10 protein-coding genes are annotated in these 13561 nt (G+C 38.4%); 7 read left to right on the top strand and 3 right to left on the bottom strand.

Features of this window, described 5'->3' with window-relative positions; translation table 11 throughout:
- The first annotated feature begins 57 nt into the window (after nt 1–57).
- The 3 genes from ABYD77_RS13870 to ABYD77_RS13860 all read left to right on the top strand — a co-directional run bounded on the left by ABYD77_RS13870 (nt 58) and on the right by ABYD77_RS13860 (nt 2925).
- On the top strand, nt 58–543 hold the full coding sequence (locus ABYD77_RS13870) for a Rab family GTPase (RefSeq protein WP_372770721.1): 486 nt from the start codon (nt 58–60) through the stop codon (nt 541–543).
- 2 nt (nt 544–545) lie between these two features.
- Complete coding sequence (locus ABYD77_RS13865) at nt 546–1436, top strand: GGDEF domain-containing protein (RefSeq protein ID WP_372770720.1); 891 nt, start codon at nt 546–548, stop codon at nt 1434–1436.
- A 274-nt stretch (nt 1437–1710) separates the two neighbouring features.
- A complete protein-coding gene (locus ABYD77_RS13860) occupies nt 1711–2925 on the top strand; it encodes a serine hydrolase domain-containing protein (protein WP_372770719.1) in 1215 nt (404 codons plus the stop codon).
- A gap of 52 nt (nt 2926–2977) precedes the next feature.
- On the opposite strand, the gene ABYD77_RS13855 is transcribed toward ABYD77_RS13860, so the two are convergent.
- Complete coding sequence (locus tag ABYD77_RS13855; protein WP_372770718.1) at nt 2978–3709, bottom strand: substrate-binding periplasmic protein; 732 nt, start codon at nt 3707–3709, stop codon at nt 2978–2980.
- 257 nt (nt 3710–3966) lie between these two features.
- On the opposite strand from ABYD77_RS13855, the gene ABYD77_RS13850 reads away from it, so the two are divergent.
- Both ABYD77_RS13850 and ABYD77_RS13845 read left to right on the top strand, forming a co-directional pair.
- Nucleotides 3967–6009, top strand: coding sequence for a TonB-dependent receptor plug domain-containing protein (locus ABYD77_RS13850; protein WP_372770717.1), 2043 nt, complete (start codon nt 3967–3969; stop codon nt 6007–6009).
- A 498-nt stretch (nt 6010–6507) separates the two neighbouring features.
- Entirely contained in the window at nt 6508–7266 is a 759-nt protein-coding gene (locus ABYD77_RS13845; RefSeq protein WP_372770716.1) for a MipA/OmpV family protein, read from the top strand.
- A gap of 235 nt (nt 7267–7501) precedes the next feature.
- Here the strand turns inward: ABYD77_RS13845 and ABYD77_RS13840 are convergent, their stop codons facing one another.
- Together ABYD77_RS13840 and ABYD77_RS13835 are read right to left on the bottom strand one after the other, a co-directional pair.
- Nucleotides 7502–8359: a substrate-binding periplasmic protein gene (locus ABYD77_RS13840; RefSeq protein ID WP_372770715.1), complete on the bottom strand. Its 858-nt coding sequence runs from the start codon at nt 8357–8359 to the stop codon at nt 7502–7504.
- A 283-nt stretch (nt 8360–8642) separates the two neighbouring features.
- Nucleotides 8643–10643: an alpha-amylase family protein gene (locus ABYD77_RS13835; RefSeq protein ID WP_372770714.1), complete on the bottom strand. Its 2001-nt coding sequence runs from the start codon at nt 10641–10643 to the stop codon at nt 8643–8645.
- A 167-nt stretch (nt 10644–10810) separates the two neighbouring features.
- Here ABYD77_RS13835 and ABYD77_RS13830 point away from each other — a divergent pair, with 167 nt between their 5' ends.
- Nucleotides 10811–12487, top strand: coding sequence for a methyl-accepting chemotaxis protein (locus ABYD77_RS13830; protein WP_372770713.1), 1677 nt, complete (start codon nt 10811–10813; stop codon nt 12485–12487).
- Between the two features lie 267 nt (nt 12488–12754).
- Nucleotides 12755–13492, top strand: coding sequence for a substrate-binding periplasmic protein (locus ABYD77_RS13825; RefSeq protein ID WP_372770712.1), 738 nt, complete (start codon nt 12755–12757; stop codon nt 13490–13492).
- Nucleotides 13493–13561 lie beyond the last annotated feature (69 nt).

Here is a 13561-nt window from a genome sequence, read left to right as displayed (position 1 = left end):
TATTTGAAATAGCTTCAATTGACCAGAGTCTCAACGAGAGGCTCTTTGGGAGGGTACATGATAACTAAGAAAGTATGTGTAGTAGGAGATTTTTCAGTGGGGAAAACGAGCTTAACTAGACGCTTTGTTGAAAATATATTCTCTGAGAAATATCAAACAACGGTTGGTGTAAAAATTGATACCAAAGAAGTGGCACTTGAACATGGAAACGTTAAATTGGTTATTTGGGACTTAGCTGGTGAGGAAAAATTAGCTGCGACAGCCAAAACATACCTAAAAATGAGCCAAGGCTTGATTTTAGTGGTCGATGGCACTCGGCAAGAAACTTTTGAATCTGCACAACGTATTTTTCTTGAGTTACCGCTACCAAAACCACCCACCGCCTTTCTTGTTAATAAAGCAGACTTGATTGAAGAATGGGAGATCACTGAATCAGAAATACGCTTATTTTCAGAAAGCTTTAATTTTATGCTCTATACCAGTGCCAAGAATGGTGAAAATGTTGAGACGGCCTTTCGACAACTTGCAGAATTAATGGTGTGATTATGACAAACCTTGAATCATCAATATTGAACGGCTTCATTCAAAAAAAATTCAAGCCAATCGCTTTTAATTTGTCATATGACGGCATTGTTGAAAGCGAGTCGATTGAACTTTGGTTTATGCAAAATACTAAATTGAAAAAAGGTGATTCATTCTTTGATATATGCCCATATTTTTTTGGTCTTGATTTATCCAAGCCTGCCTATTTACCGATTATAGAATTACCAGACAGTATTGCCATCGAAATAGAGCTCGTGCCAAAGAACAATGTTTGTATCGTTATAATTATGGATGCAACAACACAATTAAACGCTATCAGGATGCAACAACAGCTTACCAATGAATTGAAACTTGCAAATACTAAACTGGAGCAATTAAGTCGTAAAGATGCACTAACAGGGCTCTATAACCGAGGTTATTGGCAGGAGCAATTAGAGCTTGAATACAATCGATGTCAGCGCTATCAACATATATCCTCACTGATTATGCTCGATATAGATCATTTTAAAAAAATCAATGATAACTTTGGCCATCCCGCTGGTGACCTAGTCATTAAAAGGCTCGCTTTTATCTTGCGAAACTGTAGCAGAAAAACCGATGTGGTAGGTCGCTATGGCGGAGAGGAATTTGCACTCATTCTTCCAAATACCGACAGTAATACTGCATTATCACTCGCTGAAAGAATAAGAATGGAGTGTGTTAAAGAGTTGCTCACCTTTAGCGACAAACAACAAACAGGTTTTACCATTAGCATTGGCATTGCCGAAATAAATGAGGCCTTTAAAAACAGCCAAGACTGGTTAAATACTGCAGATCAAGCTCTTTATCATGCAAAAGAAAATGGTCGCAATAGAAGTGTTCAAGTTGACAGAATCAATCAAGCACTAAAATAACTATGTTATTTGAAAAAGTGGGAATTACAGAGGTCTCATTAGCATGTACCAATTGGTTAAGCTATGGTTAGCCGTTGTAAAATCGAGGTGGAAATCTGAAAATTTAAGGAGAATTTTTGTTTGACATTTTAGTGGATGATTAGATGAAAGCATTTATTCCACACTGAGTGAGGTCTTACTCTATTTCGTTTCACATGATTCGTTACATAAAAGTGATATGAGAACCAGTTGACTAATATACACTTGGTTATAGTTCAGTTTATATGGTCCAGCTATGAGTCTATTTATTGTTCGAATTTTAGTTATTACAAGTATGAGTGTTGCTCTGTTTTATAGCTGTGTAACGATTGCTCAGTCAGCATTTCAAACTAATATTAATGCCTTTGAGTTTGAACTCACTAGTCGAAACAGTGATACGGCTAAGCCAAATGTCCTTACAATGTTGTCATCTCGCCTTGCTGATTTAAATGTGCCAGGTGCAGGTGTTGCTGTTATTGAAAATGGTGAATTGATATGGGCCCATGGCTTTGGTACTCAACTCGCAGGTAAGTCTATGCCGGTAGATGAAAATACAGTGTTTTCTGTGGGCTCGGTCAGTAAAATGGTTAACGCGGCATTGATTTTACGTTTAGTAGCCGAAGGTAAACTTGATTTAGATACCGATGTTAATAAGTACCTTAAATCCTGGCGCGTGGAACAAAGTCGCTTCAGTCAAAAGAATAAAGTGACCTTGCGGGCGATATTGTCCCATACAGCAGGCTTTAGCCAACATGGATTTGCTGATTTTCAACCCGAAGAAGAATTGCCAACAGCGTTACAAACGCTTAATGGCGAGTGGCCAGCTAAACACCGCGCAGTAAGGTTAATGTTCACACCCGGCAGTGCGATGGATTATTCCGGTGGCGGTACCACTGTGAGCCAAGTAATGATCGAAGATGTAACAGGGCTCAGTTATCCAGCTGCGGCAGAAAAGTATGTATTTTCACCCCTTGGTATGACCCGCAGCACGTTCTTAAACCCTTTACCTGCAAGTCATGGCAATATTGCCCGTGGGCACAATCGTTACGGCAATCCGACTGCTTTACCAAGAGGATGGGAAGCCATGCCTGAAATGGCTGCGTCAGGTTTGTGGACAAGCGCATATGATCTTGGTTTGTTTTTAAGCGGTCTGATAAAAAGCTATCACCAAAAAAACGGCTTTATCCCGCAAGAGCTGATTAAGGATATGATGGCACGCGTACCAAACAGTCATTATGGCTTAGGACCAATTATAAAAACAGTGCAACAAACGAAAGTGTTTTACCATGGTGGTGCAAATGATAGTTATCAGGCATGGCTAGAAGGACATTTGCATTCTCAAAGTGGCATTATCATATTAACTAATGGCAGTAACGGGGGCAGTCTTTTTCGAGAAATCCGTAGCATCGCAGACAGTACTTTTAACTGGCAAGTAACAGCTGATGAAGTATTTAAAAAGCCTAAATTGTAAATTTGAAAGCTAAATATATGGATTAAAGGCGTTCGGGGGCATTCGATTGTGTCTAGAATGTCGTTTTGGATTCTCTTTTTAAAAATTTTTGGTGGGCTTGTTTTAAGCGTCTAACCAACTCTGGGTCGGAACCCTTTTTGAGACCAATACATAGGGGCTGCTTTGAATACTGCGGGATTTGATAAACAGGGCTCAAGAAGTCATCTGGTAAGTCAAGCGCTTTGAGCCGACGTTTTAACGTTATTTTAGAAGTATAAATTAGGTCAACTCTTCCGTGTTGTAATTTCTTTAGTGTGATATCTTCACTAGAAGCGACATCTAGGTTCTTCCTGTCTTCAAACCCAGATTCAAGCAAGAAGAGATGGATAGAGTCAAAACGTATTACTCCTGTCACATAACGTTTAGCGTCTTCTATGGATGAAATGTCAATATCAGTACGTGAGGTAAGCCGATAGAAAGCAAAATCGGAAATGTAGGCTATTGGGCAAATAAAGTGAAACATCTCTTTTCTTGAGTCTAAATAAACAAGTGGGTAGATCAGTAGATTTGGATTTTTAGATGCTTGGTCATAGGCGCGAGCCCAAGGTAAAAGATTAATAGTGTATGCCAGCTTAGCTTGATCCATGATTGCCGTGACAGCGTGAGTGGCTTTTCCTGTAACTTTGTCCTGCTCATCCAAATAGCTGTATGGGGGATAATCTTCTGTCACAATGCGTATCGAATTACCAGCCCAAGACCCAAAAGTCAGTAGCAAAAAAACCAAAGCAGAAATCGAATATCGCATAACGTACTTCAATTGAACAATGTTAAGGATTAAGTCTTAGTATAGGTAAGAGCTGCTTATTCAGCTAATATAACTTAGCTATTTATAGTTAAGGGTGCCGTCTACTAATTCTTTTGTCGCGCTCAACGCATAATGACTGTAGTTTAAAATCAAAAATATTTTTGTTTTACATAGTGATATAGTCAATAATAAAACTAACAAAAAAACACACTACCTCAACTGACGCTTAGCAAACAATAATGATAATGAGTGACATAATGGCATCTCCATTAACCATGCAATTTAAAAAAATAACGACGCTATTGGCGGTACTTTTCTGTTTTTCAAATATTTGTTATGCAAATGAAGAGGGTTTATTTGAACTTTCACTGGAAGAATTACTCAATACCAATATCAGCATTGCAACTGCTGTGCCAGTGAGTATGGTAAATGCGCCTTCGACGGTTTCGTTATTTACTAAAGGTGATCTTGAGCGCTTAGGGGTAAGCAGACTTACCGAATTATTTAGTTTTATACCTGGCTTCAACTCTCAGTATAACTCGGTTGAAGGTAATCAGTCATACTTAATAACCAGAGGGCATGCGCAAAAATACGCAAATACAGTGCTGTTTTTATTAAATGGTCAGAGAATAAATGATGATTACACTGGCGGAGTAAGTTACTTTGTACGTTATTTTGATTTAACCAATGTGCAACGTATTGAAGTGATTAGAGGACCGGGTTCCGCATTGTATGGCTCGAATGCCTTTAATGGTGTTGTCAATATCATTACCCAAGTCGAGAACCACGTTTCATTCACTAGTGGTAATAAACTAAATTATTCTGCTAGTTTTGCTGCTCGGTTAAATAGCGATAAATTTTCAGCAGGTCTCGCTTATCATGTTAGAGATGACAACGGTGATGAATTTAATAATATCTTCGATAGGTTTGGAATTCATCAGCAGACATATGATCCGAATAAGTCCTCTCAAGTCGCCTTATCTTTAGATTATGCTAAATTCTCTTATCGTGGTTTCTACAATCAGTCGCAAAGAGAGCAATTTTATTTATTTCGCCGTTTAGCGAATGATATTAATAAACTTGATTTGAATTCAGAGAATCATCAGATAAAAGTGACTCATAGCTTTGCAAATAACTTAAATATCAATTTATCCGCTGGCTTATTTAAAGCGAGCAGAAAATCCTTAGGTCAAATCGTACCGTTAAACATTGACGGATTTACCCAAGCACCTTTTTTGTTTGGTGTTGACGTTGAATACCGCTCATCTTCATTAGCGTTAGATTCAGATATCTATATAACTAAACATCATCATCTTTATGCTGGCGCTTCATACACAACGAGCAAATTACCTAGAGCAGCATTGGGTAGCAACTATAATCTTTATGGTGATTTTGAAAATTTAAATTCCTTTACTATTTTCGGTGAGCCTTCACAACGCAGCGTGCTTGATATGACAAGAGAAACGTCAAGTGTGTATTTACAACTTCAATCGCAACTCTCTGATCAGTTAAATACCACACTAGGCCTTCGCTACGATAAATATAATGATGTTGATAACAAACTTAACCCTCGAATTGCTTTGAACTACTCAGCTTCTGATAATCATCTTTTCAAAGTGATTTATGGCTCAGCATATCGAGTTCCTTCGCTCGGTGATTTATATGACGAAGAAAGTGGACTGACACAAGGTAATTTTAATCTTAATCCTACAACGTTAAAATCAACGGAAATCGCGTATAGTTACCTCAATGACTGTAATTATTTTTCGGCCGTTTATTTTTATAATGATATTGATAACTTGATTGGTTTTACGTCGGGAGATATATCACAATTAGACAATATCGCTGCAAATAAAGCGAAAGGTATTGAATTAGAATGGAAGCGTATATTATCTGATAAGCTAACGGCTTACTTGACGTTTACACATTTATTTTCGAATAACTCAAGGTTGATACAGCAAACGGAACTTACTCCCTCGGAGTATTTAGTACCCGATAGACACCTGACTACCGTCTTAGACTACAATGTTTTTGACAATTTACACCTTAACTTCCAATACTTTTGGCATGATGACATTGAGGTTGTAAAGCATTCACATAATCACCGAATGAATGTGATAGCGAGCTACCAGATCCTCCAAGACGTTATGCTGTCATTGAAGGTTACTAACCTATTTGACTCTAAACTTGCGGTTGGCAGCTCACTTAGCTTGGGCATTGATCCTAATAGTGGGCAGGCTGTACAAGAATATCCACTGAGAGGTAGAGAGATTGAATTTAAAGTAAAATATACATTTTAAGTTATATAAAAAATTAAAAGTTACTAACTCAAAGCTATTTTAGCCAGCCATGTTTAACATGGTTTAGAGCTTATAAATAAGCGAGTATTGCATCGTCAAATAGGTCACCATTTCTCTTAATTGATAGTCACTTTTATTATCAATTGATTGTCTTCAAGTTAATCTATTATGAACGTCCTATATTGCAAAATTTGCCCTTATTCAGTAGACAATTCATGACCTGATAATTATCTCGTTAGCCATTGGAAAGCGCCTACTCTATTTTTTATCATTACTTGAGCAAAAAGCAGGGCGCTAGCAACTGTTTTAATAGTTCCACTTATTAATTGATATGTTCGTCAATGAGTTACTACCACCGATGTTTTGTAATCGATTACTTTCATTGTTGCAATGATTTATCGTTGATTTTATGTGTCGCGGATTTGGAGATGGGCTTTTAAAGTGAACGATTCTTCGGCACTTAACGTAAAATACTTTTTAACTTTATAATAAACAATAATGAAAAAAATTATTCCACTGCTCGCATGTTTACTGATAGGGTCTGTATATGCCGATGAACGCGGTGATATAAGAGCGCAACTAGAGCCAACAGGTTTTCTCTATGGATTTGGCTTGGGTATAAATAAAGAGATTTATAAAGGCTATAATCGGCGTGTTATCCCGCTTCCTATATTGGGGTACCGAGACAAAGAGCTTGCTATTTATGGGCCGTTTATCAGTTACGAGTTTTTTCAACTCGATGATATTGAATTTCAAGTACAAGCAGCACCCCGTTTCCAAGGATTTGATGAGTCCGATAGTGAAATATTTGCTGGTATGCAAGAACGTAAGTTTTCGATGGACGCCGGATTAAGTATCAAGTATGAGCGACAAGACTGGAAAATTACCTTGTCAGCGATGTTTGATGTTCTAAATAATTCCAACGGTTATGAAGTCTCAGCTCAATTAAGTAGGGCGTATAAAAAAGGTCCAGTGTTTATTGAACCTAATATCTCGTTGAGTTACTTAGATGATAAACACGTCAATTATTACTACGGCGTTAGTGCGCGTGAAACGGCCAGTTTCAGGCCTCAATACCTAACTAGCAGTGCAGTCAACTCGGCAATTGGTATTGCAGTTTCTACCCCTCTATTTTGGGGGGGATTTACCCAATTAGCGATTGATTATAATTTGTTTGATGAGAATATAACGGACAGTCCACTTGTTGAAGACAAAACGAATCTCAGTTTTAGGTTGTTATTTAGTAAGTTTTTTTAATACGGCGTAAGATATATTTAGGCAGACACTTATAGAGTGTACCTTGTTTATGAAATATGAATTTAGTCGCAGGATACAAGTGTAAAATCGCAATAATACGGGCATTGATTTGTGACGGCTTAGTGGATAGAGCAGCTTTTTACATGGCCATAAAGCACCTTCAAGCTTATTTTTTATTTAAAAAATAAGATGTTTTTTTTACTCTCTGCACCTTTGTCTCGAAAGGGGAACTTACTTAATCATTGGTGCATTTGGATTGGGTAAGGTATTTAATTTCACTAAAAACGCCATGATTTTTAAACTCGATAATAGCCTTGTTCAACTCAATAACAAGCGACTCATAGTGTTGACTGCGTTTCGATATAGCTAAAAATAAAGCGTTCATTTTGATAATAGGATCTATTACTTTTATAGCACCAAGCATTTGTTTTTTTTCTGCCGCTGATTTATCTGAATTTTTAATTTCAGATTTAATGACCTCGGGATCGCCAATAATTAAATTAACCCGATTATTAATGAGCAACTCAACATTAGTGAGGTCATCTTTTGCGGCCACAATTTGGAAACTACCTTGATCCATCAAGCGGTCAAATTCAGGCGTATTTTGATATCCGCGTACCACACCTATGCGTTCATTATTAAGGTTGCTTAATTGGCCTTTGTAATGCTCCGTGTTGTAATCTTTCCTGGAAATAAATGCGATAGGCCCCCAGCCAATCGATTCTGATAACGTAATATGATCTTTCCGCTGTGTTCCAAGAAAAACATCTGAAGGAGCTTCTGGCTCTATAAAGTACTCAGGGAACAGAAGATCTGCTTTGCCTGACTCCGTCATTGAAACAGCGCGGCTCCAAGGGTAATAGGTAATTGTTGCCCCGTATCCAATGCGATGTAAAAGCGCGACAACCGATTGAAAAATCCACCCATGTTTGCAAATACTCTGTGATATATAAGGCGACCAATTCAAGGTTGCTAGGGCTAAGTGCTTATCTGCAATTTTGAATTCATAACTACTTTGATGAGTGCCAGAAACTAACACCTGATGGCTTCCCCGATAATCACGATAGTTTACGGTCAGGGTTTCTTTTTGCACTTCAGGCGTGTTACCTAGCAGCGCTATTGGAAACATGATAAGAAGTGACACAAACGTTCGCATATAAAGACTTCAACATGACAAGTGTGTAGCTGTGATTATAGACTTCAATCAGGATATTGAAAAATAGCAAAACGGCCAGAACACATAAGATTGGTTGTGATGTTGGTTATGCGTGAGAATGGCGTTAAGGACTTTGCGAGAAAACGACGTTAGCTATGTAGCTTCTAGTACTTGAGTAATAATGGGTAGCCTTCGTTGTGGCTACCCAGAGACAATAGAGTTACAGTTCTGAAATGGACACAGTGGATTGGTTAAATTCAAATACGTTTAATTTTCCACATTGTGCAAAATGATTTTGTGATGCATAAGGTGTATTCGCTTGGCTAATGTTGCCTTCCCAACCCTGGCCATTTTTTACAAATGCTTTCACTTCAAACCAACCGTTAATTGTATCTTGACAGTTCATATCTATATCGACCATCCAATAATGTGCTCCCCATTGATTTAAAAGTGATTCTCCAAAACCATCGGTGGCAACGGTTTTACGGAGTCCCCAATTTGATGGCCAGTGGTTGGTTGTCCAATCTAATGGTGTACCTTCGGCTCCTTCACTTTGACCACTTTCTACACCAAGCCAATCTAAAAACTGGTCTCCTTGCTTCCAAGCCGATGTGGTTGAATTGCGTAAATTATTGTGACGAATAGCTATCATGCATTCGAGGGGTGTTTGATGACAGTTTTTACCTAATTGTTCAGCATAGGTGAGGTCAATACCGCCACGGATAAACATATCTTGACCCGATTGGGTTAGCGCTTTAATAAAAATGACAGTGCGTTTCCAGTTATTCGGGACAGTTTCTCCAAGTAGTTTAGCCTGTTTGTGAATAGCAAGTGCGTCCATTGCTGCTAGTGAAATGGAGGTTTTGCCAGTACTATCAACGGTAATTACTTTGCCAGAGCAGGTGCGTTTATCAGCACTGATATTTCCCGATAAAGCATCACAATATTGTCCTTCTGTTAACCCTGTTTGCAGTTGCTGATTTAAACTTGTACTTTCTCGGTTGATGGCAACAAAGCCACTAGTGCCTCGTGAGAAAGCGATTTGGTTGTTGCCATTGTCCCACCAATTAGAAACTTGCCAAGCATCGTTAGTGTTGTTTCTAAAGTTAACAGCCCCCGCAATTTTTTGTTTGCGATGCTCACATTGCCACCCATTGGCACCACAATTTAACCTCCCATTATCATGAATAGGATAGTCTGGCCCGCCTGCATCTGTATCGTGATGGAAATTATAACTCGACATGACTTTTGGGTAGCCATATGGATAGGCTAACATAAATACGTTAGCTAAATCATACAATGGGCCATCTTGAAAAGTAACCACGTTTCCGGCACCACCATGACCTCGTTGATTATCATGATTATCAACAAAGACAACTGCTTTATAGCTAGGCATCATTCCCCATGCTTCACCAAAGCTTTTCAACCAAGCGAGCTTGCCACCTTTAAAAGTTTCGCCAAGTTTAGTTGTGTATTTAAATTCTGTTACTAAGCCATTATTAAAATACTCGTTGGCAGAAACTGCTTCAGCCCCTTGATCGATGACTTCCTGAAATACTAGAGGTTGTCCATCAACTCTACTTAGAATACTGGCAATATCTTGACTTGGCATGTGTTTACTTGCATCTATGCGAAAACCAGCGACACCTAAATTGACCAGCTCGTTCAAATACGTTGCGAGTGTTGTTTGGACATACTCTGTGCTCGTTTTAAGGTCTGGTAAACCGACTAACTCACAATGTTGTACGCGCCAAGGATTATTTCCATAGTCTTCTGCATTGATTGCACAACTATCATGAAAATCCCAAGCCTTATACATTGGGTAGCTTTTGTTGCCAAATTGATTGCCAGCAACCCCTTGCCCACTGCCTGCTGCCATATGATTAATAACGGCATCAACATAAATGTTAACCCCCACTGCCTTACAACGTTCAACCATTGAAATGAACTCATCACGACTGCCTCCTCTGCTTTTAATTTGATAACTAACGGGTTGATAACGTGTCCACCATTGTTTGCCGGTAATGTGTTCATTGGGAGGGGATACTTGCACAGCAGCAAAACCACGAGGGCCTAAAAATGTCTCACATTCTTTCGCAACATCTTGCCAAGACCACTCGAATAAATGCACAAAAGTGGTCGGCGCTGCAATGGTTGGGTTAAAGGTGCTCTGTGCACATATTATTACTGCACCAGTGATTGCGCTTTTTAGAAATGTCATAGTGTGTTCTCTTTATTTTTTTGTTCACATTTTAGTTACAATAAAACGGTTACACATAAACAACACCTTGAATACGTATGCAACGATATCAATGAAAAAATGAATTCAGAATTTGTTAACTAACGTTTGCTTTCTATACTTAAATAACTAAGTAAAGGGAAAAAATCATGCTTAAAAAATTCCTCACCCCAATAATTATGTTACTGGTCTTGTTAGCGTGTATCGGTGCCTACCTTCTTCCTCAGTTGGAAAAAGAAGCAATGATTGGGGCAAGCACGCGGGATGCTGAAAATACAGTTAAGCGCATTAAAACGCTACGTGGTTACTACACAAAACATGTTGTTGTCAAAGCAAAAAAAGCTGGGCTAGCGATCAATTACGATCACAGCGGCAGCAATGTTATTCCCTTACCTGCAACTGTTGTTCATGAGCTAAGTGAATTATCGGCAGGAGGGGATGGTTCCACTTTTTCACTTTTTAGTCTGTATCCATTCCCCAATAGAGAAAACAGAAAGCTAGATCAATTTCAAAAAGATACATGGCATAAACTACAAAATGACCCATCAGCAATCGTTGTTAGTGAACAACAGTTCAATGGTAAACCCGTATTGCGTGTCGCTATGGCAGATACTATGCAGTCTCAAGGCTGTGTTGATTGTCACAATAGTCACCCCGCTTCACCAAAAACTGATTGGCAGCTAGGTCAAGTTCGTGGTGTTTTAGAGGTGGTTAAGCCCCTTGATGGCGTCTACCAACAAGTAAATTCGACGCGCATTGAAATTATTGGCGCAATGGTATTTGTTATCATTTTAATTGTGTTGGTAATGCATACTTTATTTAAGAAAGTAGTATTATCCAGAACTAACAATTTAAATATGTCTTTGCAGCAATTAAGTTCAGGGAAAGGTGATCTAACAACACAATTAGACACCGGAGAGCATGACCAAATAGGTGAATTAGCATCTCACTTTAACGCGTTTTTAGGGTCATTTAGGGAGCTTGTCTCCAATATTGTGAATACAGCTAATACTGTTGAAAACGCAATTAAGGATGTCAAGGAAACTACAGGGAAGATCGCTAAAAAATTAAATGAGCAACATGATGAGACTAAACAAATTACAAACAGTATTCATCAAGTGACGACTAATATTAAAAGCATTAGTGAGAATACTGAGCAAGCTGCAAAAAACACCCAAGAAACCGATCAAGAAATTAAACAAAGCACCGTCGATATGCGCTGCGGAGTACAAGACATTAAATCATTAACCGATAATATGGCCGAAACAGCCGAAGTTATGCAGCAGTTAAATGCACAAAGCGCTGAAATCGGTTCGGTTCTTGATGTTATTAAGAATATAGCTGAACAAACCAACTTACTGGCATTGAATGCTGCAATTGAAGCTGCACGAGCGGGTGAGCAAGGGCGAGGATTCGCTGTAGTAGCGGATGAAGTACGCGCGCTTGCCAAGCGAACACAAGAGTCTATTACAGCCATTGAAGAAACAATAGAATCTTTACAAGGACTTGCGAAAAAAGCTGTTAATAATGTATCTACCAGTGCGTCTACCACTAACCATGCTGGGAGCTATATTGTTGAAGTTGCGAATCGACTACAACATACAGAGGAGCTGGAACATAGTGTCGCTAAGGCAATTAATCAGATTGCCAGTGCGATGGATGAACAATCAAATATGCAACAAGATATGGAAGCTTGCATAGAACATTTGCGTGAGAGCTCAGATTCCTCTTTAGCAGAATTACAACAAATTTTAGATAGGCTAGATAGTGTTGTAGAAAACGCGCATCAGCTGACTGAATTACTATCAAACTTTAAAGTGAAGTAGGTAATGAGAGTATTGGCTTAAGCAATGATTTTTTGTGCTAATTTATCAATCAACAAATGTAGAAATTGATTATATATTGGAAATGGATCTCCCTAATTTACCCTCAATTTCCTTGGTTTCTGATTTATTTGAAGCGATTTGTATTTTGTATATTATTATATTTCATTGACTTACCATCGTTTTGTTGATTACTCTGGGACAATGAAAACGTACCTAATTTTATGCCTTAGCTTGTCTCTACTATTTTTTCAAAGTGCGCAAGCTGACGTGGATAGTTCAATAAATTTTGTCACTGAGAGTTTGCCTCCTTATCAAGTAGTTAATGGTCAGGGAGAATTGATAGGTGGTACCAGTTATGCGTTAGTTAGATATATTGCTCAACAGGCAGGCATAAAGGCTAATATTAAAGTGATGCCTTGGGCAAGAGCTTATCGCACGGCCTTAACCGAACCAAACACGTTTATTTTTTCTATGGCGCGAAGCCCTGCTCGTGAAGATAAATTTATCTGGTTAGGGCGGCTGAGAGAATTGCGTTATCACTTTTACAGTTACTCCTCAAGTAATCCTAAACCAGATGTATTGACTGATTTATTTAATAAACAAATTGCAACGGTAAGAGACAGTATAGAAGAAGCGTTATTGTTAGAGCTTGGTTTTGAGTTTGGTAAAAATTTGATTCAAGTCGGTGATTATCGTAGTGCTTTGGAAATGGTTTATCGCAGGAGAGCAGATGCGATTTATGCTAATGAATATGTTGTGCAAGGTATCAGCAATGTTTTAGGTCACAAAAAATCGCCCTTTGTCGTGATATTTACTTTGAATCAAGGGCTTGAACTTTATGTGGCTGCAAATAAAAACTCTGATGAAGAGTTGGTTAATAGGTTTAAAAATACGTTTGATAATGTATTTGATTCAGGGATTGCAAAACAAATCATTGCGGAACAAGAATGGCAGATTTTTTCCAATTCAATGAATGAAGCTGCATCTGAAAATTCTTCAAATTAACATTCACTTCAGGGTTAGGCCTTTATCTTGCTAAGGTGTAAATTAACTTACAAAAGTTAGCTTTAAATT

The sequence above is a fragment of the Pseudoalteromonas sp. genome, assembly GCF_041629635.1.
GTDB lineage: Bacteria > Pseudomonadota > Gammaproteobacteria > Enterobacterales > Alteromonadaceae > Pseudoalteromonas.
Note: the sequence above shows the minus strand (reverse complement) of the source record. Positions and strands in the feature narration are given on the sequence as shown.

Bases quoted from the DNA above. Each gene is read 5' to 3' on its own strand.
- ABYD77_RS13870 (WP_372770721.1), top strand. From the start codon at position 58: ATGATAACTAAGAAAGTATGTGTAGTAGGAGATTTTTCAGTGGGGAAA.
- ABYD77_RS13865 (WP_372770720.1), top strand. From the start codon at position 546: ATGACAAACCTTGAATCATCAATATTGAACGGCTTCATTCAAAAAAAA.
- ABYD77_RS13860 (WP_372770719.1), top strand. From the start codon at position 1,711: ATGAGTCTATTTATTGTTCGAATTTTAGTTATTACAAGTATGAGTGTT.
- ABYD77_RS13855 (WP_372770718.1), bottom strand. From the start codon at position 3,709: ATGCGATATTCGATTTCTGCTTTGGTTTTTTTGCTACTGACTTTTGGG.
- ABYD77_RS13850 (WP_372770717.1), top strand. From the start codon at position 3,967: ATGGCATCTCCATTAACCATGCAATTTAAAAAAATAACGACGCTATTG.
- ABYD77_RS13845 (WP_372770716.1), top strand. From the start codon at position 6,508: ATGAAAAAAATTATTCCACTGCTCGCATGTTTACTGATAGGGTCTGTA.
- ABYD77_RS13835 (WP_372770714.1), bottom strand. From the start codon at position 10,643: ATGACATTTCTAAAAAGCGCAATCACTGGTGCAGTAATAATATGTGCA.
- ABYD77_RS13830 (WP_372770713.1), top strand. From the start codon at position 10,811: ATGCTTAAAAAATTCCTCACCCCAATAATTATGTTACTGGTCTTGTTA.